The sequence below is a fragment of the Butyricicoccus sp. AF35-5AC genome (genome assembly GCF_003477715.1).
In the GTDB taxonomy this organism is placed as follows: Bacteria; Bacillota; Clostridia; order Oscillospirales; family Butyricicoccaceae; genus Agathobaculum; species Agathobaculum butyriciproducens.
Window position 1 is genome coordinate 65,690 of the sequence record NZ_QUDX01000003.1, and the last position, 23,506, is coordinate 89,195.

At 54.6% G+C, this 23,506-nt stretch carries 30 protein-coding genes; 18 read left to right on the plus strand and 12 right to left on the minus strand.

Annotation, left to right across the window (positions count from 1 at the left end; genetic code table 11):
* Window positions 1-374: 374 nt before the first annotated feature.
* Genes DWZ82_RS05540 through DWZ82_RS05565 form a run of 8 tightly spaced genes read left to right on the plus strand, consistent with a single transcriptional unit; the run spans window position 375 to window position 3,683 of the window.
* A complete protein-coding gene (locus DWZ82_RS05540; RefSeq protein ID WP_279217435.1) occupies window positions 375-1,268 on the plus strand; it encodes an RNA-directed DNA polymerase in 894 nt (297 codons plus the stop codon).
* Window positions 1,237-1,614, plus strand: a complete 378-nt coding sequence (locus tag DWZ82_RS05545; RefSeq protein WP_147356908.1) for a hypothetical protein — start codon at window positions 1,237-1,239, stop codon at window positions 1,612-1,614. The genes DWZ82_RS05540 and DWZ82_RS05545 overlap by 32 nt, the downstream gene beginning before the upstream one ends.
* 58 nt (window positions 1,615-1,672) lie before the next feature.
* The gene (locus DWZ82_RS15350) at window positions 1,673-1,840 is read left to right on the plus strand and encodes a hypothetical protein (protein WP_243022890.1); all 168 of its coding nucleotides are present in this window, start codon (window positions 1,673-1,675) and stop codon (window positions 1,838-1,840) included.
* The gene (locus DWZ82_RS15120) at window positions 1,833-1,973 is read left to right on the plus strand and encodes a hypothetical protein (RefSeq protein WP_158575100.1); all 141 of its coding nucleotides are present in this window, start codon (window positions 1,833-1,835) and stop codon (window positions 1,971-1,973) included. The genes DWZ82_RS15350 and DWZ82_RS15120 overlap by 8 nt, the downstream gene beginning before the upstream one ends.
* Window positions 1,974-1,985: 12 nt before the next feature.
* Window positions 1,986-2,192, plus strand: coding sequence for a hypothetical protein (locus DWZ82_RS05550; protein ID WP_118479386.1), 207 nt, complete (start codon window positions 1,986-1,988; stop codon window positions 2,190-2,192).
* 15 nt (window positions 2,193-2,207) lie between these two features.
* Entirely contained in the window at window positions 2,208-2,531 is a 324-nt protein-coding gene (locus DWZ82_RS05555) for a hypothetical protein (protein ID WP_118479388.1), read from the plus strand.
* Between the two features lie 10 nt (window positions 2,532-2,541).
* Complete coding sequence (locus DWZ82_RS05560; protein WP_118479390.1) at window positions 2,542-2,811, plus strand: phage holin; 270 nt, start codon at window positions 2,542-2,544, stop codon at window positions 2,809-2,811.
* Window positions 2,812-2,819: 8 nt separating this feature from the next.
* Entirely contained in the window at window positions 2,820-3,683 is an 864-nt protein-coding gene (locus tag DWZ82_RS05565) for a peptidoglycan recognition protein family protein (protein ID WP_118479392.1), read from the plus strand.
* 45 nt (window positions 3,684-3,728) lie between these two features.
* Here the strand turns inward: DWZ82_RS05565 and DWZ82_RS05570 are convergent, their stop codons facing one another.
* The 10 genes from DWZ82_RS05570 to DWZ82_RS05610 all read right to left on the minus strand — a co-directional run bounded on the left by DWZ82_RS05570 (window position 3,729) and on the right by DWZ82_RS05610 (window position 10,992).
* The gene (locus DWZ82_RS05570; RefSeq protein ID WP_118479394.1) at window positions 3,729-3,998 is read right to left on the minus strand and encodes a DUF1653 domain-containing protein; all 270 of its coding nucleotides are present in this window, start codon (window positions 3,996-3,998) and stop codon (window positions 3,729-3,731) included.
* On the minus strand, window positions 3,985-4,446 hold the full coding sequence (locus tag DWZ82_RS05575; RefSeq protein ID WP_118479396.1) for a hypothetical protein: 462 nt from the start codon (window positions 4,444-4,446) through the stop codon (window positions 3,985-3,987). Before DWZ82_RS05575 ends, DWZ82_RS05570 begins: the two co-directional genes overlap by 14 nt.
* A complete protein-coding gene (gene dcd, locus DWZ82_RS05580) occupies window positions 4,436-5,062 on the minus strand; it encodes a dCTP deaminase (RefSeq protein WP_158575101.1) in 627 nt (208 codons plus the stop codon). Before dcd ends, DWZ82_RS05575 begins: the two co-directional genes overlap by 11 nt.
* Window positions 5,063-5,549: 487 nt before the next feature.
* Window positions 5,550-6,647 (minus strand): M56 family metallopeptidase, encoded by a 1,098-nt coding sequence (locus tag DWZ82_RS05585; RefSeq protein WP_158575102.1) that lies wholly within the window; start codon window positions 6,645-6,647, stop codon window positions 5,550-5,552.
* 52 nt (window positions 6,648-6,699) lie between these two features.
* Entirely contained in the window at window positions 6,700-7,122 is a 423-nt protein-coding gene (locus DWZ82_RS05590) for a BlaI/MecI/CopY family transcriptional regulator (RefSeq protein WP_117490976.1), read from the minus strand.
* Between the two features lie 441 nt (window positions 7,123-7,563).
* A complete protein-coding gene (locus tag DWZ82_RS05595; RefSeq protein ID WP_118479402.1) occupies window positions 7,564-7,953 on the minus strand; it encodes a DUF1284 domain-containing protein in 390 nt (129 codons plus the stop codon).
* Complete coding sequence (locus DWZ82_RS05600) at window positions 7,950-8,519, minus strand: biotin transporter BioY (RefSeq protein WP_118479404.1); 570 nt, start codon at window positions 8,517-8,519, stop codon at window positions 7,950-7,952. The genes DWZ82_RS05595 and DWZ82_RS05600 overlap by 4 nt, the downstream gene beginning before the upstream one ends.
* Window positions 8,520-8,659: 140 nt before the next feature.
* Window positions 8,660-9,709 carry an FUSC family protein gene (locus DWZ82_RS05605; RefSeq protein ID WP_118361558.1) on the minus strand — a complete coding sequence of 350 codons (1,050 nt, stop codon included), beginning with the start codon at window positions 9,707-9,709 and terminating at the stop codon, window positions 8,660-8,662.
* Window positions 9,710-10,020: 311 nt separating this feature from the next.
* Window positions 10,021-10,173: a hypothetical protein gene (locus DWZ82_RS15125; protein WP_158575103.1), complete on the minus strand. Its 153-nt coding sequence runs from the start codon at window positions 10,171-10,173 to the stop codon at window positions 10,021-10,023.
* A 105-nt stretch (window positions 10,174-10,278) separates the two neighbouring features.
* Window positions 10,279-10,992, minus strand: a complete 714-nt coding sequence (locus DWZ82_RS05610; RefSeq protein ID WP_118479406.1) for a tetratricopeptide repeat protein — start codon at window positions 10,990-10,992, stop codon at window positions 10,279-10,281.
* 255 nt (window positions 10,993-11,247) lie between these two features.
* Between DWZ82_RS05610 and DWZ82_RS05615 the strand changes: the two genes are divergently transcribed.
* The 3 genes from DWZ82_RS05615 (at window position 11,248) to DWZ82_RS05625 (ending at window position 14,707) form a co-directional block, all read left to right on the plus strand.
* Window positions 11,248-12,522, plus strand: a complete 1,275-nt coding sequence (locus DWZ82_RS05615; protein ID WP_118479408.1) for an SPFH domain-containing protein — start codon at window positions 11,248-11,250, stop codon at window positions 12,520-12,522.
* 87 nt (window positions 12,523-12,609) lie between these two features.
* Window positions 12,610-13,716 carry a hypothetical protein gene (locus DWZ82_RS05620; RefSeq protein ID WP_118479410.1) on the plus strand — a complete coding sequence of 369 codons (1,107 nt, stop codon included), beginning with the start codon at window positions 12,610-12,612 and terminating at the stop codon, window positions 13,714-13,716.
* 13 nt (window positions 13,717-13,729) lie between these two features.
* On the plus strand, window positions 13,730-14,707 hold the full coding sequence (locus DWZ82_RS05625) for a TPM domain-containing protein (RefSeq protein WP_118479412.1): 978 nt from the start codon (window positions 13,730-13,732) through the stop codon (window positions 14,705-14,707).
* A gap of 67 nt (window positions 14,708-14,774) precedes the next feature.
* Here DWZ82_RS05625 and DWZ82_RS05630 read toward each other — a convergent pair whose 3' ends face one another.
* The gene (locus DWZ82_RS05630) at window positions 14,775-15,632 is read right to left on the minus strand and encodes a hypothetical protein (RefSeq protein WP_118479414.1); all 858 of its coding nucleotides are present in this window, start codon (window positions 15,630-15,632) and stop codon (window positions 14,775-14,777) included.
* Entirely contained in the window at window positions 15,632-16,105 is a 474-nt protein-coding gene (locus tag DWZ82_RS05635) for a hypothetical protein (RefSeq protein ID WP_118479416.1), read from the minus strand. The genes DWZ82_RS05630 and DWZ82_RS05635 overlap by 1 nt, the downstream gene beginning before the upstream one ends.
* 315 nt (window positions 16,106-16,420) lie before the next feature.
* Here DWZ82_RS05635 and DWZ82_RS05640 point away from each other — a divergent pair, with 315 nt between their 5' ends.
* The 7 genes from DWZ82_RS05640 (at window position 16,421) to gltX (ending at window position 23,461) form a co-directional block, all read left to right on the plus strand.
* Complete coding sequence (locus tag DWZ82_RS05640; RefSeq protein WP_118479418.1) at window positions 16,421-17,485, plus strand: FkbM family methyltransferase; 1,065 nt, start codon at window positions 16,421-16,423, stop codon at window positions 17,483-17,485.
* 80 nt (window positions 17,486-17,565) lie between these two features.
* The gene (locus DWZ82_RS05645) at window positions 17,566-18,006 is read left to right on the plus strand and encodes an HIT family protein (protein ID WP_242988075.1); all 441 of its coding nucleotides are present in this window, start codon (window positions 17,566-17,568) and stop codon (window positions 18,004-18,006) included.
* 372 nt (window positions 18,007-18,378) lie between these two features.
* Entirely contained in the window at window positions 18,379-19,428 is a 1,050-nt protein-coding gene (locus DWZ82_RS05650) for an FAD:protein FMN transferase (RefSeq protein ID WP_158575104.1), read from the plus strand.
* Entirely contained in the window at window positions 19,418-19,789 is a 372-nt protein-coding gene (locus DWZ82_RS05655) for a NusG domain II-containing protein (RefSeq protein ID WP_118479422.1), read from the plus strand. Before DWZ82_RS05650 ends, DWZ82_RS05655 begins: the two co-directional genes overlap by 11 nt.
* Window positions 19,790-19,801: 12 nt before the next feature.
* Window positions 19,802-20,317, plus strand: coding sequence for a Gx transporter family protein (locus DWZ82_RS05660; protein WP_118479424.1), 516 nt, complete (start codon window positions 19,802-19,804; stop codon window positions 20,315-20,317).
* 50 nt (window positions 20,318-20,367) lie between these two features.
* The gene (locus tag DWZ82_RS05665) at window positions 20,368-20,703 is read left to right on the plus strand and encodes a hypothetical protein (protein WP_118479426.1); all 336 of its coding nucleotides are present in this window, start codon (window positions 20,368-20,370) and stop codon (window positions 20,701-20,703) included.
* Window positions 20,704-21,808: 1,105 nt separating this feature from the next.
* Window positions 21,809-23,461 (plus strand): glutamate--tRNA ligase, encoded by a 1,653-nt coding sequence (gene gltX / locus DWZ82_RS05670; RefSeq protein WP_118479428.1) that lies wholly within the window; start codon window positions 21,809-21,811, stop codon window positions 23,459-23,461.
* Window positions 23,462-23,506 lie beyond the last annotated feature (45 nt).

Consider the following 23,506-nt stretch of genomic DNA (forward strand, 5'->3'; position numbering starts at 1 on the left):
ATGTCGGCGGCAACTGGAACGACGGCTCGAATGCGGGTCTTTTGTACTTCAATGCGAACAACGCCTCGTCGAATTCGAACTCGAACATCTCCGCGCGTCTACTTAGCAACTCAATTATCATTGCGCAGGCTTTCCCTCACCCCTTGGTGAAAATCATGCCCAGAGGACGGGAGTTAGTAGGTTGCTCGAATACTCTCGCAGGCAATAAGGATGTGATAACAATCCCTAAAAGAGTTGGATTCCTCTACGAAAAGATGCTCGACAGAGTATTTATAACAGAAACAATACGGCTCGCTGCAAACGGCAAGAAAAATCGTCGCAGCGTCCGACGTGTACTGGCGAACATTGACGCATACGCTGAAAAGCTGTTGGTCATGCTGCGAACGGACAGTTTTATACCGTCAAAACCGAAGGTTAAGCGCGTGTATGACGTATCAAGCCGGAAATGGCGTGATATTAAGGTTGTACCGTTTTACCCGGACGGCTGTGTGCATTGGCTTTGTGTCCGCGCAATGCAGCCGGTACTGATGCGCGGTATGCATTATTGGTCGTGTGCAAGTATTCCTGGGCGAGGTGGCGCTCGTGCTATGCGGCAGATTAAGCGCATGGTACAGCGCAGACCGAAGGACAGTAAGTATTGCGCACAGATGGACGTTCGCAAGTTTTACGACAGTATTCCGCTGGACGGTATGCGGCGTGCACTGGAACGCAAGATTAAGGACAAACGGTTTGTCCGTCTGGTGACACGCATTATTGCTGACGGTTTAGCGATTGGTTACTATATCTGTCAGTGGCTTGCAAACTACTATCTGGAAACGCTTGACCGCACGTTGTGCGCGTGCAAGGGCGTTGTCTGCGAAGTGCGTTACATGGACAACGTGACAATCTTTGGACGCTCCAAAAGAGCACTGCACAAGGCTGTCAAGGCGGCGGAACAGCACCTGCAAACACTCGGTCTGACGCTCAAGAATGACTGGCAGGTGTACCCGATCAGGAAGCGCAAGGTTGATGCGGTCGGGTATAAGTTTGGTCGCAATGCGGTCGTACTGCGTAAGCGCAGCCTACTGCGAACACTGCGACAGTTTAGACGAGCAGCAAAGCGGGAGCGTGTGTCAGCAAAGATGGCACAAGCTCTGCTTAGTCGGCTTGGGCGGCTGAAATGGTGTGCCAGCAAAACGATAATGGTTAAATATGTACGTCCGGTGGGCGTGCAAAATTTGAAAGGAGTGGTACGAATTGAGAGTGCACGGAGATGTCAAACCGCCTGAGGTTGCGGCAGGCAGTATGCCAAACAAGCCCGGTAGGGCATGGGTACGGCTGACCCAGAATGCCAAGCAGGAGAAGGACGAGGACGGTCACACCGGCTGGGTGTACGATGAGTACATTACTGAGGTGGAGGACACGCCCGGTCTGCTGGATGAGGTAAAAGCCAACTATGACAATCTGCTGCGGGAAGCCAAGGCGAACGAGAAAAGCAAGGCTGACCTCGTAGCAGAAAATGAAGAACTGGCGGCGCAGAACGCAACGCTCAAGCAGCAGGTGGTTGCACTGACAGATCAGCAGTCTTTTTATGAGGATTGCATCGCGGAAATGGCGCAAATAGTTTATGCGTAAGTTGTTAGCGGGAATCGCCTTAAAAATCTACATTTTATTATCAGAAGGAGAATTAGAAATGATGGCTATGTTATTTTCTCAGCGTGTGATTCTTGGTAAGTGTGAGTTTGAGCAGGTGCCGAAGAAGCTCCAGAAGCAGGTAGCGGGAATCCTGATCGACGAGTGCGGTATGCCCGAGCTGGTACCGTCCGAGTTCGGCGGCGCGAAGGATGCTGTAAGTGAGTGACGCACAGCTGATTGACGAGCTGTGCGGCATCTGCGTGCAGCTTGCGGAAATTGTGCGGCGACAAAGTGAAATGCTCGCACAGGATAAGGCAGTTGAGGACGCACTCGGGCGTCTGGATGCAATCGTAAAGTAAAGGAGCAGAACTATGTACGAATCGAATATCTACATCAAGAACTACGCAGAAGTGAAGAAGTACCACGGAGACATGGGCGTGCAGCTCGACCAGTACGACAACGATCACCACATCAAGCATGACGCGCTCGCGCGCGCCCAGTACAAGCACTGGCGCGCACAGCAGACCGGCGTGCCTGAACTCCTCAGCGTTGAGGATAAGCGCTTGCTGGGGCTGTAATAACGGAGGTTATCAATGACGGAAGTGATTTGCGCCGCACTCACGGGCTTTTGTGCAATCGTCTGTGCGGCCATCGCTTCTCAGGCGTCTAAGCGCGAGAAGCGTGAGAAGGAGGAGCAGGAGCGCATCAATCGCCGCGCTGAGCAGCGAGCCAAGGAAGGCCGTCTGCAACTGGCGATGATTGACGCGAACTGCAAACTGACGGTTGGTGTAGCGATGGCACTCAAGCGCGGACACTGCAACGGCGAGGTCGAGCAGGGGCTTGCCGCCGTGCAGAAAACACAGCGCGAGTACGAGCAGTTTTTAGAGGGTATCGGCATCGACCATATCACGAGATAGGAGGCAAACTATGAACTGGAAAATCAGAATCAAGAACCCGGTATTCTGGGTGCAGATCGCCCTTGGTGCGTTCGCAACGGCGCTGGCCTATGCCGGTCTGACCGCCGCGGACATGACCACATGGTCGGGCGTGTGGCAGATTATCAAGGCCACGGCGTCAAACCCGTACTGCCTGTTTTTGATTGCCTGCAACGTGTGGTCGGCGCTTAACGACCCGACCACCAGCGGCCTGACCGACTCGGATCGCGCTAAGTCGTACACTGCGCCGTTGGAAAAGTGAGGTGCGCTATGACGAATATTCCGTTTCTGCAGGCTGACTCGAGCAACTTCTATTCCGGCCGAGGCGGCAACAGTATCAAGTATATTGTCGTACACTATACGGCCGGTAACGGTGATACCGCCATGAATAATGCGCAGTATTTCCACAACAACAGCGGCTTGCAGGCATCGGCGCATTATTTTGTCGATGAGCACAGTGTTGTGCAGTCTGTCCGCGATACAGACGGTGCATGGCACTGCGGCGGTCCCCTGGAAAGCTCGCATCACCCGCTGCATAACATCTGCATGAACCGTAACAGTCTGGGAGTGGAGATGTGCAGTGACATTGTAGGTGGTAAGTACACCATCACGCAGCAGACGGTAGACCGCACGGTTGAACTGGTGCGCTGGCTGATGGACAAGTACGGCATCGACGTGGATCATGTTGTGCGCCATTATGATGTCACCGGCAAGGACTGCCCCGAGCCGTGGGTGCGTGATGAGAGCCTGTGGCGCAAGTTTAAGGCGCGGCTGACTGCGCCGGTTGAACCCGAACCGAAGAAGGAGGACGACGAAGTGGTAGAGAAGAAGAGCGTTATGCTCAACGGCAAGACCTACGAGTGTGACGTCATTACAAAGGACGCCACTAACTATATCAAGATGAGATCGCTCCAGCAGGCAGGCTTTACAATCGGGTATGACGCTGTTCGCAAGGTTCCGAGCATCACCGCACCGCAGTGCCGCACATTTGTCCCGGACGGCGATGAGGATGTACAGGCCGCAGTTGATACGCTGCAGGAGAGTGCCGGCCTTGAGAAGCAGACGATTGAGTACCTACTCCGCTATCAGTGGGGTGAGGAGCTTGTGAAGAAGCTGGCGGCAGCGGTTAAGTAAATAGTAAGGCCCTCGGTGTTCGATTTGGACACCGAGGGCCTGTTGTTATTCAGTTGGTTTTGGAGTATTGCCATCAAAAATCACATGAGCAAACCGAAAACGCTGTGTGACATTCGGATACTTCTTGTGATCTACCTCTGATGCAAACATATCGTATGGCCGTGCATAGATTTTGAAATCATCATAGAGGGCCTGATAAATTACCAAAGGCTCACTGGTTTCTGTATGCGTGGCAATGGCGAGAACCTGATATAGTTTGCCTTTGAAGTGCAGATATTTCTCGCTAACTAATATTTTTCGACTACTTGGATTCATTTTCCTCTCCTATATTGAAAAACTGGCTAATGTTCCGGAGAATTAAGCCAACAAAAACTACAACGATCAAGAATGATAAGATTGCGATAATCCAACCAGAATATCCGTCGGGACAAATATATTTAGTCAAAAGACTAGTCACTTGATTGACCAAAATGCCAATAAGGAACGCTAATAAACCGCTTTCTAAAAGAAGAGTTGTCAACTGGATAAAGCGTTCCTTTCCTACGGCACGCTTTATTTCTTTGAGCTTCTTTTTCTTTTCATCTTCTGTGATGTCACGGAGTATTTCGTTTCGAATATCTTTATAGATATCACGTTCGGCATGCTGCTGTAATCGAAGTAATTCGGATGCAGCTATACCATCAGTAGCATTATCTTTTAAGCGATCGGACACATATGCATGAATAAGTTCCTCGGTAGTGATATGATCGTTGTTATCTGTCATTGAGGTAGGCTCCGCTCATGATTTTTCTATATAGTTCTTGTGCCTTAGGTGAAAAATCGGATTCTGTAAATTTAGCACCTAAAAACTCATTTTCATTATGGTAAGAAGCATCTGCCTTAGCACTATAAACTTTTTCAGGCGAAGGCTCGCTTTTTAGTTCTTCAAAAACAATCTGAGCGATAGGCATGTCAGACGTCAAAGCGATAGAATTAGGGCTTACATTTCGCAGACCAATCTGCAGAGTTCCTCGATATCCAGGATTGCAGTGCTGATCCGAAACAATAATACCCAATCGAGTAAACTTGGTCCTTGGACGAATATGTGCAATCATATTGGAAGGAATGCAGATAGTTTCTTTCAATGTCACTAAGATGTATTCCATCGGTTTCAGAATGAATGAAGAAGAATCGGGAATAGGAACTTCTTTGTACAAAGAATCAATCGCATTTTGGTCGGTTAAAGAAATTGTTCGCACATCATCTTTGAAAACATGGATAACATCTGACATGGAAACATCGTAAGAAGCACCTTGCAGGCGAAACTCGTCGAAAGGAGATATCAAAGGATGCTCTGGCTGCGTGCAGAGGACGCGGATATCTTTATCGGATAAAATCACTCTAAACAACTCCTGCTATAATAGAACTGTAACATAATAATAAGCAAATAGTAGGGGTTTGTCAATGTTTTTATTGACATTTTTGATATGATAGGTTATACTATATAGCCTGTCATAAGCGGTTAGGCTATCAGGAATGTTGATGACTATGCTGTGTTTATGGAGAAAGGTACAGCGTAAAAGATATAACAGGGAAGATATTATAAAGAGTTTTGATAGATGTAGGAAATGTGTAGGAAAATGAGAAAAACGAACCTCGAAAAGTGACGATATATCTAACAAAATCGGCATTTTCTATAACCGCTTGACGTGCGGAAGGTCAGCGGTTCGAACCCGTTAATGTCCACCACCAAGCCACTCATTGTGAGTGGCTTTTTCTTTTGTCTGAACAAAAAGCAGCTGAGACCCCACATCTCAGCTGCTTCTATTTTCGTCCCACATTTTGCTTTTACTCTCTGTGCTGCCGCTATCCTTCGGCAGCTGCCTTTTATTGCTCGGTCTCGCGGATATATTTGAAAACCGAGTGCTCCAGATAAAATTGCACGTCACCTTCTGTCAGCTCATACGGCTTGTGGCCGTCAATGCACAGCCAGTATCGTCCGTCCGCGCTTTGCTTGAGATAGGCATTCTCGTCGTTAAAATAGACGGTCGAGCTGCTGTCAGGCTCGGCCGGCGGCTCGAATGCCGGCTGCGGCAGCACCGCATACGACAGTGCCAGCAGGACGGCAAAGCTGCCGATGAGTACGGCGCTTGCGGTTCGGCCGTTCGGCTGCTCTGCGCAGGCGAGCACGGCGGTGAATCGCTCCCGCATGGCCTTGTCCGCCTCGGCGCGAAACAGGGCCGTGGACGGCTGCGGCACCGGCTGCTGTGTGCAGCCTTGCTTCATCGCGGAGAGGATGGCGCGCAGATAGGCTGTGCGTTCCTGTGCATTCAGCGTCTGTGCAATCGCACGGTCGCATTTAAGCTCGAGCGTCTGTTCCAAATCCTTCTGCAGCAGGTATACGACCGGATTCCACCAGAAAATGATGCAGTACAGCGTTACGAGCAGCTTGACAGCCGTATCATGGTTGAGAAAATGCGTGTACTCGTGCAGCAGAATGTAATGCAGCTCGGCATCTGTGTACGTCTTGTCCGGCAGAATGATATATCGGCGCAGCACACCTACGCCAAAGGCGGATTCGATATTCGCGGTTGTACGTCCGCGAACTTTGATGGTGCGGCCGGTCTGCCGCTGGATCTCGCTCAGCAGGGAAGCCGTGCGGCTGTCCCATGGCCTGGCTTGCCGCGCAGCGCGGATGGCTTTGCGATACTGCAGCGCGTAATGAATCAGCAGAAAAACTGTGCCGAACAGCCAGATTGCACACAAAAACAGTCCGACCGATAGGTGTGTGACCGGCTCGGGCTTGCGCGTCAGAAAGCTGTAGATGCGCGGATACACGACGCTGTCGCTCACAATCACTGTGTGCGGAAACTCGAGCGGCAGCAGCAGGCGCGCGGCGCAGAACAGGTACAGCAGCACCATGGTCAGCACGCCGAAATGCGGCCGGAAGCGTGTGCGCCGCACAAGATAGATTACAATAATCAACAAACTGCTCCACAAAAGTGCAGATATAAAGGAAAACAGGGTTATTTGCATATTATTTCTCTTCTTTGTTCTGCAGCGCAGCTTCGTACTGATCGACCATTTTTTCCAGCTCGGCAATCAGCTTTTCTTCCTGCTCGGATTCATTTGATTTGGCAGGTTTTTTGAACAGCGCCACGGCGATTCGGGCAAACAGTGCCTGGTTCACGCCTTGCTCCTCGAGCATGTTCGCCAGAAATTCGTCCTTGGTGTAGCAGGGGACGAACTGCCGCGACTGATAGCGTCCGTTCTGCAGCAGACCGCTGACCTGCACCATGCCTTTTTTGACAAGCTGACCGAGCAGTTTGTCGATATAATTGGTGTTCCAGCGGGCTTCCGTAACTTTTTCGGCAAGCTGCAGCGTTGTGAGCGGACGGTTTTCCCGCCATAAGGTGTCCATCAGAATTTCCTCGGAGTTGGACAGCTTGAAGCGCTTCATTGACCTCACCTCTGTTTGGATAATCACCTGCAAGGTGTTTAGTATAAGATAAGAATAACCACCTTTAAGGTGATTGTCAATATCTTGATGGAAATTTGTAGGAATATCTGAAACTGGACATGATAAATTGTGAGAAGTGACAACATGTTTTCGGACGACAGGGGGAGAGGCACACCTTTTGGTGTGCCTCACAGCTTGTCGAAAAAGCAATATTCGATTTTTATGCTTCGTGCGGCAGCACGCATTCAATCGAATTTGCTTTGCAAATTCATAAATTCCGGGAGCATGTATCTCGGAATTTATACAAGGGAAGAAAAAATGTGTCCGCAGGACGCGGTTTTTCTTCGAGATTCGCTCGAAAGCGTGGTTTCGAGCGAGAGGCTGTTCGGAAAACGAAGTTTTTCGACAGCCTCAGAGGCACACCTTTCGGTGTGCCTCATTTCATTTTCCGCAGATATTCTTTTTGCAGGCGCTGACGGGGTACCATGCACATCCGCGACAAATATCCTCCAGCATGGCTGGGGTCATTTGTGTGTCGATTGCACGGATCAGGTCCTGATAAACATACTTGCCCTCGTGCAGATCAAAGTATTCGACCGTCTTTCGGTCAAAGCGAGAGACCTTTTCCTGTGATTCGCACAGGTCGTCAGCGGTATGGTGCGGGCAGTGCGCGCACAGAGAATCCGAGCCAAAGACAAGCCGGATTCGGGTTCCCGGTACATTTCGCAGAGAATGCACAATCGCACTCATATTTTGCACAAATTCTGTGCTATAGCCCTTGCCGGAGTAGCCTTGTGTGCAAAGCAGATGATGCGGGCGCAGCCGGATCATGCCTTTAGCCCCGGGATGCGCTTGCGAACGAGAAAGCCGATCACGGTTGCAAGAACAGCCTTGATGACAGCGGTCGGGATGAACGGCAGCACGCATGCGGTCACGCCTGCGGCGATCGAGCTGTTCATGAGTACGCAGAACATTGCTGTGCCGACAACGTAGTTGGCAATCGTGCCGACGATCAGCGCGATGACATACGCGCCGCGGAATGCATGACGGTGATCGGCGCCCCAGCCGATGATAAACGCCATCAGCGGGAAGGAGATCAGAAAACCGCCGGTAGGACCGATAAACTTGTCAAAACCGCCGGAAAAGTTCGCGAGCACCGGTACGCCGACGGCACCGAGCAGCAGATAAATTACGCATGAAACTGTGCTCAGCTTGGCGCCGAGTACGACAGCCGCCAGCGTAATCGCAAACGTCTGCATGGTCATCGGTACGCCGCCGGGCATCGGAATGGAAATCTGCGCCATGATCGCGATGACCGCCGCGAACAGTCCGGAATAGCAGATGTCGCGCACGGAAAACGCGCTGCGCTGTGCGGGCTTGCTAGAAATGTCACTCATTGGGAGTTCCTCCTCGTTGTTTTGCTTATTGCATTAAACCACAGATTTACTGCAATGTCAACTGATTTCGGAAAAATGGTTGACGGTGTACGCAAAAAAGAAACAGCCGTTCCGTGCATTTGCACAGAACGGCTGTTTGCTCAGCTTGCGGATTGCTCCCAGCGGGCGAAAATGCGGTGGAGGATCAGGCAGAACAGCAGCGCGAACACCACGCCGAACATATTCTGCGCGACACGCAGACCGACCGCGCTTTTGAGTCCGTACGCGCTGGTTGCAATAGCGAGCGCACCGAACGTGTTGAACACAGCCTGCCAGCCGTATTTCGCGGAAAAACCGACACCGATGCCGCCAATCACGCCGATATAGGCGTAAATCGAGGACGGAAGCAGAAAATACAACACTAAAAAGCAGCAAACACCTGCGATATTTCCGATGATACGCCAGCGAACGCGGTAGCGCATATCGTCCATCGCGGGAAGGATTGCGCTCATGGCGGCAATGCCCGCCCACATCGCACGCGGCATGCCGCTCAGCTCTGCAAGGAAAAGCACGAGCGGAACGCAGATGATCTGGCAAAGCTGCCATTTGGAGCGCGGATGGCGCAGATCGAAAGCAGGAAGGATGTCTCCTGCACAGAGCTCATAGGCATTGCCGCGATGGTTGCCGTAGAATACCGCGCAGACCAGAAGCGCACCGACAGCAAGTCCAAACAGGCGCATTTGATAGGCGTGCCCGCTCACATCGTAACCATATAGCAGCAGATAGCCGAGCACGAGTGTGGACTGATTGAACATTCTTGGTTCGTGGCAGCCGAACAGAATGAGCAGGGCAATCGCAGCAGCATTGATGAACAATCCGCCGACCGGGCCGGCCAGATTGGCTGCATGCGGTCCGACGGCCATAATGCCGAAAAATCCGGCGAGCAGCAGCGTGGACTGCCCTGTGCGAATGCACAGATGTGCGCTGCGGAATACGAGCAGATACAGCAGTACGACCACGCCGACAATGCTGTTGTCCGCGCCGAAGCCCAGACTGTAAAGTGAAACGAAAACAAAGCAGAATGCGACGGTTATCGCAATTTTGGTCAAGTATACGGCAATATGGTACAGCTTTTCGCGCTGTGACGCACTCTCACGGATGATTTTCTTTGAGCCTGCCTGATTGACCTGTAATTCCTGATAAAATGTCATGAAATTCCTTTCCAATCGGTGAAAATGAGTAACTGTATAACTATATCACCATCGAGAAGGAATTTCAACTGTTTTTTTCAAAATCGAACAACAGGCCGGATATACTTCCAGAAACGTACACAATCGTGCACAAAATAGAACACACGACCGGGTGCGGTATCCAGACAGCAGCCGGCGGCCGCTCGGCTCGTTCACGAACGCCATCTGCTGCTCGGCTTCGGGGGCAAGCTGCCGCAGAAGCGCGCTGACCGTTTCTAAATCCGCTCCGGGAATGCGAGCCTGCTTTTACATAAAATCCCAGTAACCGATGCTCACGTAGTTGCGAATGTATGCGAAACCTGCGACTGCGAATAGTCAAGCAGCCGGGCTAAATACGCGAGTGTCAGCGTTTCGCCCTCATGCGCACGGATACAGCGGTCAATCTCGGCGATCAGCCACAGAACATTGTCATGCCAGTTTTGCATGAAAATCCCTCCTTGTCCCTGCATTATACAGGAAAATGAGCTGTGCCGCTTGATCTGACCTGCAAAAAAAAAGAAAAACCGACGTAAAAACGCCGGTTTTCGATCTTATCCGTTCTTCTTGATGGCATTGATGAGCTGCTCGGCCTGCGGAGCGCCGTGCTTCTTGGCCTGCTCGGCCCAGTAGAGCGCCTCGCGCGCATTATGCGGCGTGCCTTCGCCGCGTGCGTACAGGATGGCGGTGTTCATCATGCACGCTGCGTTGCCGCCCTGAGCGGCCTTGAGAAAATACTGGAAGGCGAAGGCCGCATCCTGCGGAACGCCGGTACCGGTGCTGTACAGCCATGCCAGACGACCCATCGCCAGTACGTTGCCGCGGTTTGCGGCAATCTGGTACCAACGGACAGCCTCGTCCATGTCCTTTTCCAAGCCGCGGTCGCCCGTCTCGATCAGGCTGGCGATCAGTGCCGCAGCCTCCGGATGACCGTATTCAGCGGCCTTGCGGTACCAGGTGAGCGCGGTCTGCTGGTTCTTTTCCGCGCCGAAGCCCTTGTCATGGTAGCACGCCAGATTGAACATAGCAACCGGATCGTTTTGCTCAGCCGCCTTTTTTGTCCATTCAAAGGCATTCTCAGCATTCTTTTCCACGCCCTGTCCGCGCTCATACAGCGAGCCGAGCGCACGCTGCGCCGGTGCGCAGCCGTCCTCCGCAAGAGCCAGCCACTGACCGGCCGCTTCAGCAAAATTGCCTGCCTTATATGCGTCCAGAGCCTGATTGAACGCCTGTTCAACGCTCTGCTGATTTTCCTTGTTCGCTTCCATTGTTTACTCCTCCAGACAGTACCGCCTCCGAAATATGCGGTATGCAGATATCTTATTTTATCACACCGCACGTCGAAAGTCTACGAAAAAGCGAAAGAAATAGCATGGCACAACCGTATCTTGACAAAAATGTGAAATGTGTGTGAATGGACTTGCGCTTTGCGCTGAAAAAACGTAAACTGGAAATAGGATTTCTTAAACCAAGGTATAGATTGTAAAACAACGGCACTCTATCAGATAAAAGGAGAATGTCAAATGGGACTTATCAAAGCAGCAGCAGGCGCGGGCGGCGGTGTGCTGGCTGACCAGTGGAAGGAATATTTTTACTGTGATGCGATAAACGCGGACGTGCTCGCGGTCAAGGGTCACAAAAAGGTCACCAAGCGGTCGAGCAACACCAAGGGTGATGAGGATATCATCACAAGCGGCTCGGTCATCGCGGTGGCGGACGGACAGGCGATGATGATCGTCGATCAGGGCAAGGTCGTGGAAGCCGCGTTCGAGCCGGGCGAGTTCGTCTACGATTCGTCCACCGAGCCGACTATTTTCGCCGGTTCGTTCGGTGACAGCGTGTGCAAAATGTTCGCTAACATGGCCAAGCGCTTCACGTTCGGCGGAGAAGCGCCGCGCACGCAGCGTGTCTACTATTTCAACACCAAGGAACTGACCGGCAACAAGTACGGAACCGCGTCTCCGGTGCCGTTCCGCGTGCTTGACGAGCGGGCGGGCATCGACATGGATATTGGTCTGCGGTGCTTCGGCGAGTACAGCTACAAGATTGTCAATCCCATGCTGTTCTATACCAACGTGTGCGGCAACATGGCAGAGGAATACCGGCGGGAAAATCTGGACAGCCAGCTCAAAAGCGAGCTGCTGACCGCGCTGCAGCCCGCCTTTGCACGCATTGGTGCAAATGGTGTGCGCTACTCGGCGCTGCCCGCGCATACGATGGAAATTGCAGACGCACTCAACGAACAGCTTTCGTCCAAGTGGCGTGAGCTACGCGGCATCGAGATCGTATCATTCGGCGTCAACTCGGTCAAGGCGGACGAGGAGGACGAAAAGACCATCAAGGAAATGCAGCGCGAGGCCGCCTACCGCGACCCGACCCGTGCGGCAGGCTCGCTCGTGCACGCGCAGACCGAGGCGATGAAGTCTGCGGCAGCGAACGCGAACGCCGGTCCGGCGATGGCATTCATGGGCATGAATATGGCCGGTCAGGCAGGCGGCGCCAGCGTGCAGAATCTGTACGCAATGGGTCAGCAGCAGACCCGGCAGGCGCAGACGGCAGGTGAGTGGACGTGCTCGTGCGGACAGACTGGAAACACCGGAAAATTCTGCATGGGCTGCGGCAGACCCAGACCTGAGCAGAGCAGCTGGAAATGCGTTTGCGGTACGGTCAATACCGGAAAATTCTGCTCCGAGTGCGGAAAGCCCCGACCGGAGAATACGACCTGGACGTGCTCGTGCGGCGCAGTGAATCAGGGAAAGTTTTGCTCGGAGTGCGGCAAGGCAAAACCAAATATGTAAAAATGATAGACGATTCAATGCATATCGTAGGGTGAGGGCAACCCGCCCTACGGATTCACTTCAAAAATAAAAAGTGATGGTGAAGAAATGTCAGACAAAGCAACAAACTACCAATGCCCGTCCTGTACGGGACCGCTGCACTACGACGGCGCCGCGGGACGGCTGCAATGCGACTACTGCGGCTCGTCATTTGACCCGGCAGAGATCGAAAAGCTGTACGCCGAAAAGGAACAGCAGGCCGCGTCTCAGCCGGAGACGGGGAGCGACACCGGCGAATGGCAGTCCTCCGCAGATGAGGACTGGGGCACGGACGCGGACAAGATGCGCGTATACAGCTGTCCGTCCTGCGGTGCGCAGCTGATCTGCGAGGAGACCACGGCGGCGACCTCGTGCCCGTACTGCGGCAACCCGACCGTCATTCCCGGGCAGTTCAGCGGCATTCTCAAGCCGGACTACATACTGCCGTTCAAGCTGAGCAAGGAGGATGCGGTTTCCGCGCTCAAGCAGCATTACAAGGGAAAGCTGCTGCTGCCCAAGCTGTTCCGCGATAATAACCATATCGAGGAGCTGCGCGGCATTTATGTGCCGTTCTGGCTGTTCGACGGTGAAGCCGAAGGCAGCGCGAATTACATGGCAACGACCACGCGCGTGTTCCGTCACGGAGACACGGAAATCACCGAGACCAGCTTTTACGAGGTGCAGCGCGCGGGTACGCTGCCGTTCAGCCGTGTTCCGGTGGATGCATCGCGCAAGATGCCGGATGATTATATGGATTCCATCGAGCCGTTTGATTATGCCGGCCTGAAGCCATTTTCGACCGCCTATCTGCCCGGATTTTTCGCGGATAAGTTCGATGTTTCCATCGAGGAGAGCAGCAGCCGCGCGGACAAACGCTGTCGGCAGTCGCTGTCGGATGCGCTGCAGGGAACCGCGCGAAACGGCCGTCCGTATACCTCGGTCACGCCGACCGGCGAGGATATTCACCTCAAACGCACCGGCGTGCATTACGCGCTGCTGCCGGTCTGGATGCTGAATACCCGTTGGAACGGCAAGAATTACATGTTTGCGATGAACGGTCAGACCGGGCGCATGGTCGGTGACCTGCCGGTGGACAGAAAACGGTTCTGGGGTCTGTTTGCCGCCGTTGCCGCGCCCATGACTGCGGTGCTGACGGCGCTGCTGTATTTTCTGTAAGGAGGCGGCGTAGATGAAAAACAAGAGAAAACTGCGTCTGGCTGCGCTCTTAGCCGTGCTTTTGCTGCTGTTTCCGGCCTTTGCGGTTGAGGACGATATAACGGATGAGAGCGACATCTCGACCACCCAGACGGAGGAAACTGACCAGACCGCACCGCTCGGCGGCACGGATTCGATTGACCCGTCGGCAGACAAGCCGCGCGTGTTCGACTATGAAGAGGTGCTGACGCAGACCCAGATTGACACGCTCGAGGAAAAGACCAAGGCGATCGCGGAGAAATACAGCATCGGCGTCGGCATCATCACGATTGACGACTACACGCCGTACGGCGATGACGCTTATGATGCGGCAGAGCAGCTCTACAACGAGCTTGATCTGGGTGCGAGCGAGGACGGCGACGGCGTGGCGCTGCTCATCAGTCTGGATGACCGCGATTTTGCGACCTATGCGCACGGCGCGAAAGCCGAGGAGATTTTCAGCGATGCGGTCCTGCAGGATTTGGAGCCGTATTTCCTGGATAATTTCGGAAACGACGACTGGTACGGCGGCTTATCGGACTTCGTTTCCGGCTGTGAGTGGTATCTGCAGCATGTAGCCGAAGGCGGCGAAGCCGGTGTGCCGGTGCATAATGAGGTTGAGATTTCGGACAGTACGCAGGAAGACACAGCGGACGATTCGTTTACGCTCGGCGGTGCATTCGGCCTGTCGCTGCTCATTTCGTGCGTGGCGGCGCTGATCGTGTGCATGGTGTTCCGCTCGCAGATGAAATCCGTGCGTACGCAGACGTCCGCAAACCAGTATGTGGGAAACGGCGGTCTCAATCTGACGCTCAGCCGCGATATTTACCGTTATACCTCGCAGAAGCGGCGGCAGATTCCGCGGAATGACAATAATAACAACCCGACCGGCGGCGGTCACGGCGGAGCCGGATTTTCCGGCAGCGTCAGCCATACCAGCAGTTCGGGACATGGGAGAAGCGGTAAATTCTGAATGGAGGATGAACATAGCTGCATTTTCCGTAAACAAAAAGCAAAAGACAGCCGACAGGCTGTCTTTTTTATGCAAAAAACGGAGATAATTCCGCAATGTTCGCAATCGTTTTGGATTCCTCCGGAAAGTCCTTCTGCAGCCTTGCGGCACACCGTCTGCAGAAATCCTCATACAACTCGGGATTCTCCCGCATTTGCTGCTTGAAGCCCCAGATATGGGTAAAATATCCGTTCTGCGCACCGCCGAACAGCGCAGGCAGGTCACTGAGGGCAGTTGCGCGTGCGTGCTTTTTCTCGGCGCACATGGAGAGCAGCCGCTGCTCGGCGAACACCATGTAGGTGAGTGTGTCGTCGGCATCCGGTGAGCAGCGCATGAAGCGGATGGCGGTGTCCGTGTAGTACCGTCGGAACTCGTCATTGCCGAAATAGGCGAGCGCGGTATTGAACGGCTGCACCGTCCAGTCAAATGAATCAAGCGGGAAGCCTTCGGTTTTGGCGAATGCCGTTTGATCCGGATAGATGGACGGCATAATGTCCTCGCGGTGGATGGCTGCGGTGTCCGGTCCGTCGAGCAGATTACTGATGGATTTCCAGCAGATGAAATCTGTATCAAGCATCACGCACGGCGATGGCACAGCGGAGAGCGCGTACAGCTTGCCGGCCGCCCAGAAGGCTGTGGCGTTTATGTCCTCGGGCATGGTGTCCAACAGGGGATACACGCCGTCATCCCACAAACAACAAAGCCCGAGCGATTCATAATAACGCTTGGCAGGTGTGTCGCAGATCATGCGGATCGAACCGTTCTCTCTGCGCCACTCGAGCGCGGAAAGCGCGGTCGTGAGCAGTTCAAACGGCTCGATTCGGTATTCCATATGGGGATTGCGGACGAAAAACGGCCTTGTCCAGTTGGAGTGGAACGCCTGCATCAGATCAGCTCCAATCCGTAGCCGCCGACCGGGCACGAGCCGGAACCGAACCGGAACGAACCCGATCCGGAACCGGAATAACTGGTGCGGTAAGAGGTGGTGTACGAGGTCACATACGAGCCGGAGCCTGAGCCGCACGGCACGCAAACGGTCTGTATAACGGTGGTTTCACCGGATGCGGAGACAGCGGTTTCCTCACCTGCTGTCGAGGGGACAGCGCCGCCCATGATGGGCACCGGCGGGCGCTCGTCATCGGCCGGATACCAGCCCTCCGGATACGGGTCCACTGCGAAAACAGGTGCTGGTGCGGCAGACTGTGCTGGATCACTTGCTTCGGGTACGGTCTCGGGAGCAGGTGCTTCTTCGGTTTTCGGCTGGCAATGCCGCGCATAGCTGGCTTCATCGAACACAACGCCGTCGATTTCGCGGTATTTTTCCGGATTCATTGCCAGAATACCGTTCGGTTTGGACATAACACCACACACCTCTCATTCACTAATCATAATTATATATGAAGGGAGCGCAATCCGCAACCGCAAACAAGCAAAATTTTGGCTTTACAATCCGCAGACGGTTTTCGTATAATAGTAGGGAGAAAACAGATACGGTGTTCCGGTCAGTTGATTATGCCGTACCATGTAAAATATTGTAGGGGTGCGCATTGCGCATCCGTTTTATCCGGTTAGCACAATATCAATTCTGCGGATTGGATTAAACAACTACCGTGAGGCACCCGCCCTGCGGTAAAAGTTAGATAAATGTCATTTGTATATAGAATGGGAGAAATTATGGACTTTTTATCAGTAGAGCAGTCGGTCTGGCGCCGATTGCAGCAGGAAACGCGCCCGATCGCACTGTACGGCATGGGCGACGGCGCAGACAAGATACTCGCGCAGTTTGACCGTCTGGGCATTCGCGCATCCGCGGTGTTCGCGAGCGACGAATTTGCCCGCGGCAACCTGTTCCATGGGTTCTGCGTGCGCAAGCTGTCGGACACGGTGGCCGAGCTTGGCGAGGATATTGTAATTGTGATTGCGTTCGCCAGCCAAAGAGCCGAGGTGCTGCAGCTGATGTATGCGCTCGAGGACAAATACGATGTGGTGGCGCCGGACGTGCCGGTGGTCGAGGGACCGCTGTTCGATGAGGATTTCGTGCGCACGCACCGGGACGAAATGCAGCGCGCGTATGATCTTCTGGCGGATGATTTATCGCGCGAGGTTTTCCTCGATACCGTGCGCTTTAAGCTGTCCGGCAAAATGGAATACCTGCGTCACAGCGAATCCGACAAGGATGAGGTGTTTCATAATCTCCTGCGCCCGACCGCAGAGGAGCACTTCTCCGACCTCGGCGCATACAACGGCGACACCATCCGCGAGCTGCTGCACTACACGGACGGCAAATTTGCGTCCGTTACCGCCCTCGAACCCGATCGCCGCAGCTTCCGCAAGCTGAATGAGTGGGCGAGTGCCAATATCACGGGCGATGTTACGCTCGTGCAGGCAGGCGCGTGGAACGAGGACACGGTCAAATGCTTCACCGATCAGGCAGGCCGTCAGTCCCGCGTAGCGGGGCAGGGCAAAGAGACGCAGATGCGTGCGCTCGACAGCGTGCTGTCCGGCCGCCCGTGCACCTATCTCAAAATGGACGTGGAGGGCGCAGAGCGCGAAGCCATCGCCGGTGCCGAGAAAACCATTCGGCAGTACGCGCCCAAGCTGAACATTGCTGCCTATCACCGCAGTGAGGATTTTTTCCAGCTGCCGCTGCTCATCCATGCGCTGCAGCCGAGTTACCGGCTGTATCTGCGTCACCATCCTTATGTTCCGGCGTGGGATACGAATTTGTACGCAATATAAAAAACAGTGGAAATCCCGGTCGGGCCGTTGTATAATAAAGATAGATTACGGCAGGGTGTGACCTGCCGGAGAATTTATACATGAAGGAGATCATAACAATGGGTTGTTTTTACTGTGATGAGCACCATGAGGGCCGCGAAGCAATCATGTTTAAGGTTGGCGACATGAAGGCAGGTACCCTGTACCTGTTCAAGGATCAGGCACACAAGGGCCGCTGCGCACTGGCGCTTAAGAGCCATAAGAAGGAGCTGTGCGAGTGCGACGAGCAGGAGCGCAACGATTACTGTGCAGATCTGGCTGCTGCTTCCGGCGCTATTAAGAAGCTGTGGGGCTGCACCAAGATCAACCTCGGTTCGTTCGGCGACAGCAATCCGCACCTGCATTTCCACATCGTACCGAAGTACGAGGGCGGCTTTGAGTTCGGCGGCAGCTTTGCCATCACCAATCCGGAGCCGGTTATCCTGAAGGACGAGGAGTACAAGGAAATGATCGAGGCTCTGAAGAAAGAGCTGAACCTCTGATTTTTGTTCCTGATACGAGAACAGCATCGAACTTTACGGTTCGGTGCTGTTTTTTATACCTAGAGTTTAAGATTTGTTGTTTCAGGTATCGCGCGGCAGCGCGCATGAAATAGCATTTGCTCTGCAAATGCTCAAAAAGGGGGAGCATGGATCACCCTTTTTGAACTTCTGGAGGGAGAAAGTTTCTGTATAGGAACTTTCGGACGACTTTGGAACGGCCCACGGTCCGTTCCTGCTTGTCGGCGAAACTGTAGTTTCGCGACAGCCGACGGTTCGGTGCTGTTTTTTTGTCTTATATGATACTTGCGCGCTGCGGGAACGTGCGGTATAATGTACAGTGATTTCGTATTGTATAAACAAAGGAGCAATGCTATGAAACGCTATCTTGCAGCGGCGATGCTGCTGCTTGCGCTGTCCGGCTGCGGCTCAAGCGGCAGCAGTACACAGCTTTATACTACCACCGAGGACTTTTTTGCGATGGACACCTACATGTCGGTCGATGTGTCAAGTGAAAAGAGCGAAAGCGCGGCAGAGGACATGGCGATTAAGATCGAGCAGCGCGTCAACCAGCTGGACGCGGCGCTCTCGCGCACGCAGCAGGCGGGCGATCTCTACAAGCTGAATCACGCGAACGGTCAGCCGACCGAGGTGAGCGATGACACATACACCGCGCTTGAGAAAGCGCTCGAGTACGCCGAGACGACAAACGGTGCGTTTGACCCGACGATGGCGCCGCTGACCGACCTCTGGGGCATCGGCACGGACAACGCGCGTGTGCCCGCGCAGAGCGAGATTGATGAAGCGCTGACGCATGTCGGCTATCAGAACGTCAAGCTGCTCGGCAACAATCAGGTGCAGCTGCTGAACGGCGCACAGGTCGATCTGGGCGGTATCGGCAAGGGCTACGCAGGCGACATCGTGCACGAAATGGTGGAGAGCGACACCTCGGATCAGTGGCACGTTCTGGCGCGGCTGAGCGGCAATGTCGAGATGTACGGCGGCAAAACCGCAGACAGCGGCACGGACAACTGGAATATCGGCATTGCCGATCCGGACGACAACACGGACTCGATTGCGGTGGTGTCGCTGCGTGACGGCTCGGTTGTTACCTCGGGCGATTACGAGCGCTTTTTTGAGCAGGACGGCAAACGCTACCACCACATTTTTGACCCCGCAACAGGGTATCCGGCGGACAGCGGCCTGCGCGGCGTGACCGTCATTGATCCCTGCTCGACCAGGGCGGATGCGCTGACAACGGCGCTGTTCGTCATGGGTCTGGATAAGGGTATGAAATTCTGCGAGGAAAATAAGATTGCAGCGGTGTTCATTACCTCGGACAAGCAGGTGTACACCACATCCAAGACAGAGGACTACGCGTTTGAGTTCCTCGGCGAGAAAAAAGGATACAACTATGCGGAATAAGCTGAAATTCGGTGATTTCGTTATCATCGGCGTGGTTCTGGTGATGGCAGGCGCACTGGCGGCAGCGCTGGCGTTCCACAGCTCCGGTGACAAGCTGTACGCCGAGATCTGGCAGAACGATACGCTCATCGAGCGGGTACAGCTGACCGACGCGACCGACCGCACGATCAAGCTGGACGGCAACACGATTGTGCTCTCGGGCAAAACGGCGAAAATGGCGGACGCAGACTGTCGGGATCAGGTGTGCGTGCGCACCGGTACACTTACCCATGCCGGACAGGCGGCGGTCTGTCTGCCGCACCGCGTGGTGCTCAAGCTGGTCGGCGTGAATGACAGCGGCATCGACACTGTGGTATCGTAAGGGGTGCAGCACATGAAAAATGCAAAACGATTGACACTCTGCGGCATGCTGGCGGCGGTGGCTGTCGTGCTCTCACTGGTTGAGCGCATGTTCCCGCTGGATGCCATCGTGCCCGTGCCCGGCGTCAAATTAGGGCTGGCGAATGTGGTGACGCTGTTTGCGCTCACGCGGCTGAGCGCGAGAGACGCATTCGCCATCGTGGTAACGCGTGTTGCCATTTCCTCGCTGCTGATGGGCAGCGTGTCGGCGTTCCTGTTCTCGCTGTTCGGCGGTCTGCTGTCGCTCATCGTGATGGGGATCCTGCTCAAAGCCGAAGGCAGATTCTGCTCGCTGTTCGGCGTGAGCGTAGGCGGCGCCGCGGCGCATAATATCGGGCAGATGGCAGCGGCTGTGATCTGGCTGAAAAACTGGGCCGTGATCGCATATCTGCCGTTCCTGCTCGTGATGAGCGTGCCGCTCGGACTGGTGACGGGACTGACCTGCTCGGTCGTGTTACATCACCTCAAAAAAATTGATTTCGGTGCATAAATTTGAAAAAGCAGTCTCATACTAACGGAAACAGATTAGGAGGGACTGCTATGAAAAAGCTGATCGCCCTGCTGGCGGCGCTGACGATGCTGTTCGTCTGCGGCTGCGGCAGCAACAGCAAGGATAACGGCACAGACAACGGCAATGGCACCAACAACGCGGTGGATAACAACACTGTTGATGAGCGGCACGACACCAACACGAATACCGTCGGTGATGATGTTCGCAACGGCGTGGACAATGCAGGCAACGCCGTCGGAGACGCGATGGATGAGGCAGGCAACGCCATCCGCGACGGCGCAGACGCCGTGACCGGAGATAACAATAACGCGGCGAAGCAGCCGAATACGGCGAATGGGACGAATGCTCCGGCGGAGAATCCGTAAAACAGAAACGGCATGGCGTAAGCTGTGCCGTTTCCTTTGTTTTTCTGCACCGATTCACTGGGGCACACGAGTTGCGTTAGCGGGTTCGCCCTGTCCGGGCGGCAGTTTTTTCAGCACCGGCTGAGCGGGGTGCGCGAACTGCGTCAGCGTGTTCGCCCCTAACGGGCGGGGGGGGCTGAACCTCAGTGGGGGGATTCGCCGTCTGCGGACGGCAGGGACGTTGCGGCGCCCGCCGCGGGGGCAAAAAGGAAGGGACACCTGCGGTTTCCCTTCCTCTTTGAACTCCTACCTTTCCCTTATTTCTTAGCCTGGCGAAAATCGGAGAGCGGCGACCGCTTCGAAATAGGGGAACGGCAGTCGGGTTACCTCAGCGTGTCTTTCTCCGCCTTTTCGCAGTTCACAGACAGCGTACTGCTACACAGGCGGTTTACTCTACGCAGGCGCGGCATAGCAGTGCCGCGCAATTCGTCAGCGCGTTATGATGGACAGGGCCTGCGAGGATAAATTGCACCGAACGCCTAATCCGTAGGTGCTGTCCGCAAACTCCAGACTTACGAGTTGCGCGGCACTGCTATGCCGCGCCTGCTTAGATGAAATCACATGTGTAGCAGTAATGTATCTGACCCTGCGAACAGGTTGCTCAAGAGGACGGACTCCGAAGGTAGTTCGTCCGTAGCAGAGGAAAAATCCTCTGCCGTTCCCCCATTTCGCAGCGGTCACATGTCGGCAATCTGCGCCAGGCTATCTAAGGGAAAGGGGAGATTCATAAGAGGGCGGAAACCGCAGGTGTCTGTCCTCTTGTGCGCCCGCGCGGCGTCAGCGCAGTTCCGTTCGCTTCTCAAGCGACACTCCCACGTTAGGGAAAGGGTGAAAATCAGAGGGTAGAAACCGCAGGTGTCTACCCTCTTGCCCGCCGCCGCGGGTGCGGCGAACCTCCCCGCCAAAGGTTGGCGCCCATTCTATATGCGCAGGAAGCAGCGAAACCGCAGTTTACGTCTTGCACAGACCGCAATCGTGTGCTAAAATAATACTATTATGGGAAAAACACTCGTGGAGCGCACAAACCGCGTCTCCGCGCAGTCTAACGAGTTGGAGTGAGAGATAAATGGATTACAACCGTTTGGCGGAACTGCTGTTTCCGCATATCAATACCACGCCGGAGGAGATGGAGGCTCGCTATCCCAAGCGCGAGCTGCCCGAGGGCGCAAAGGTAACCCGTATGGGCCCGAGCCCGACCGGCTTCATGCACCTCGGCAACCTGTACGGCGCACTGGTGGATGAGCGCCTGGCGCACCAGTCCGACGGCGTATTTTATCTGCGTATTGAGGACACCGACCGTAAGCGTGAGGTAGAGGGCGGCGTGCAGATGATCATCGACGCGTTCAAGTCGTTCGGCCTGCCGTTCGACGAGGGTGCAACGACTGACGGTGAGACCGGCATCTACGGTCCGTACCGACAGAGCCAGCGTGCCGAGATCTACCAGACCTTCGTCAAGTCCCTCGTGCAGCGCGGCATGGCGTACCCGTGCTTCTGCACCGAGGAGGAGCTCTCCGCCGCACACGAGCAGCAGGAGAAGAACAAGGAAAACTTCGGCTACTACGGCAAGTACGCCGTATGGCGCGACCGTCCGATGGAGGACATCGAGGCAGAGCTTGCCAAGGGCACGCCGTATGTTGTTCGTTTCCGCTCGGAGGGCAGCATTGAGCACAAGATCCGCCACGAGGATCTCGTAAAGGGCAAGATGGAAGTCACCGAGAACGATCAGGACGTGGTTATCCTCAAGTCCGACGGCATCCCGACCTACCACTTTGCACACGTTGTGGACGACCATCTGATGGGCACGACCGTCGTTGTCCGCGGTGAGGAGTGGCTGGCAACGCTGCCGGTACACCTGCAGCTGTTCCGCGCGATGGGCTGGAAGGCGCCGAAGTACGCACACACCGCCCAGCTGATGAAGATCGACCCGGAGACCGGCGGCAAGCGCAAGCTGTCCAAGCGCAAGGACCCGGAACTGGCGTTGACGTTCTACGCGCAGGAGGGCTATCCGGTGCCGGCGGTACTGGAGTACCTGATGACGCTCCTCAACTCCAACTTCGAGGAGTGGCGCCGCGCAAATCCGGACCTGCCGATGAACGATTTCCAGTTCACCACCAAGAAGATGAGTGGCTCGGGTGCGCTGTTTGACATTGAAAAGCTGCGCGACGTTTCCAAGAACGTTATTTCGCGCATGACGGCAGAGCAGGTTTACGACTTTGTTGCCGAGTGGTCTGCTGTCAACGACAAGGAGTTTAACGCACTGCTGACCCGCGACCCGGCATTCTCCAAGGCGTACCTCGCCATCGGCCGCGGCGGCAAAAAGCCGCGCAAGGACCTCGCGCTGTGGTCGGATGCCAAGGGCTATATGGACTTCATGTTCGACGAGCTGTTCCAGCCGGATTACACCATGCCGGAGCGCGTTTCCGCTGAGGACGCCAAGGCAATTCTGAGCGATTTTGCAGGCATGTTCGACGAGAACGATACGCCGGACGGCTTCTTCGACAAGATGAAGCAGATCGCTGCCGCACACGGCTACGCCGCCGATACCAAGGCGTATAAGGCTGACCCGTCCACCTATAAGGGCGCCGTCGGTGATGTGTCCATGGTTGTCCGCGTAGCAGTGGCGGGCCGCCAGAACGCACCGGACCTCCAGACCGTAATGGGTATTCTGGGTAAGGATAAGGTTCTGGAACGCCTGTCTAAGTGCGCAGATGCGCTCTGAATAATGGAAAATGTAAAATGGATAATGGAGAATGAAGGAGCCGCC

Coding starts and splice junctions, on each gene's coding strand:
- DWZ82_RS05540 (WP_279217435.1), top strand. CDS start 375: ATGCTGCGAACGGACAGTTTTATACCGTCAAAACCGAAGGTTAAGCGC.
- DWZ82_RS15350 (WP_243022890.1), top strand. CDS start 1,673: ATGATGGCTATGTTATTTTCTCAGCGTGTGATTCTTGGTAAGTGTGAG.
- DWZ82_RS05550 (WP_118479386.1), top strand. CDS start 1,986: ATGTACGAATCGAATATCTACATCAAGAACTACGCAGAAGTGAAGAAG.
- DWZ82_RS05555 (WP_118479388.1), top strand. CDS start 2,208: ATGACGGAAGTGATTTGCGCCGCACTCACGGGCTTTTGTGCAATCGTC.
- DWZ82_RS05560 (WP_118479390.1), top strand. CDS start 2,542: ATGAACTGGAAAATCAGAATCAAGAACCCGGTATTCTGGGTGCAGATC.
- DWZ82_RS05565 (WP_118479392.1), top strand. CDS start 2,820: ATGACGAATATTCCGTTTCTGCAGGCTGACTCGAGCAACTTCTATTCC.
- DWZ82_RS05570 (WP_118479394.1), bottom strand. CDS start 3,998: ATGAATCCAAGTAGTCGAAAAATATTAGTTAGCGAGAAATATCTGCAC.
- DWZ82_RS05575 (WP_118479396.1), bottom strand. CDS start 4,446: ATGACAGATAACAACGATCATATCACTACCGAGGAACTTATTCATGCA.
- DWZ82_RS05590 (WP_117490976.1), bottom strand. CDS start 7,122: ATGAAGCGCTTCAAGCTGTCCAACTCCGAGGAAATTCTGATGGACACC.
- DWZ82_RS05595 (WP_118479402.1), bottom strand. CDS start 7,953: ATGATCCGGCTGCGCCCGCATCATCTGCTTTGCACACAAGGCTACTCC.
- DWZ82_RS05600 (WP_118479404.1), bottom strand. CDS start 8,519: ATGAGTGACATTTCTAGCAAGCCCGCACAGCGCAGCGCGTTTTCCGTG.
- DWZ82_RS05605 (WP_118361558.1), bottom strand. CDS start 9,709: ATGACATTTTATCAGGAATTACAGGTCAATCAGGCAGGCTCAAAGAAA.
- DWZ82_RS15125 (WP_158575103.1), bottom strand. CDS start 10,173: ATGCAAAACTGGCATGACAATGTTCTGTGGCTGATCGCCGAGATTGAC.
- DWZ82_RS05610 (WP_118479406.1), bottom strand. CDS start 10,992: ATGGAAGCGAACAAGGAAAATCAGCAGAGCGTTGAACAGGCGTTCAAT.
- DWZ82_RS05615 (WP_118479408.1), top strand. CDS start 11,248: ATGGGACTTATCAAAGCAGCAGCAGGCGCGGGCGGCGGTGTGCTGGCT.
- DWZ82_RS05620 (WP_118479410.1), top strand. CDS start 12,610: ATGTCAGACAAAGCAACAAACTACCAATGCCCGTCCTGTACGGGACCG.
- DWZ82_RS05625 (WP_118479412.1), top strand. CDS start 13,730: ATGAAAAACAAGAGAAAACTGCGTCTGGCTGCGCTCTTAGCCGTGCTT.
- DWZ82_RS05630 (WP_118479414.1), bottom strand. CDS start 15,632: ATGCAGGCGTTCCACTCCAACTGGACAAGGCCGTTTTTCGTCCGCAAT.
- DWZ82_RS05635 (WP_118479416.1), bottom strand. CDS start 16,105: ATGTCCAAACCGAACGGTATTCTGGCAATGAATCCGGAAAAATACCGC.
- DWZ82_RS05640 (WP_118479418.1), top strand. CDS start 16,421: ATGGACTTTTTATCAGTAGAGCAGTCGGTCTGGCGCCGATTGCAGCAG.
- DWZ82_RS05645 (WP_242988075.1), top strand. CDS start 17,566: ATGAAGGAGATCATAACAATGGGTTGTTTTTACTGTGATGAGCACCAT.
- DWZ82_RS05650 (WP_158575104.1), top strand. CDS start 18,379: ATGAAACGCTATCTTGCAGCGGCGATGCTGCTGCTTGCGCTGTCCGGC.
- DWZ82_RS05655 (WP_118479422.1), top strand. CDS start 19,418: ATGCGGAATAAGCTGAAATTCGGTGATTTCGTTATCATCGGCGTGGTT.
- DWZ82_RS05660 (WP_118479424.1), top strand. CDS start 19,802: ATGAAAAATGCAAAACGATTGACACTCTGCGGCATGCTGGCGGCGGTG.
- DWZ82_RS05665 (WP_118479426.1), top strand. CDS start 20,368: ATGAAAAAGCTGATCGCCCTGCTGGCGGCGCTGACGATGCTGTTCGTC.
- gltX (WP_118479428.1), top strand. CDS start 21,809: ATGGATTACAACCGTTTGGCGGAACTGCTGTTTCCGCATATCAATACC.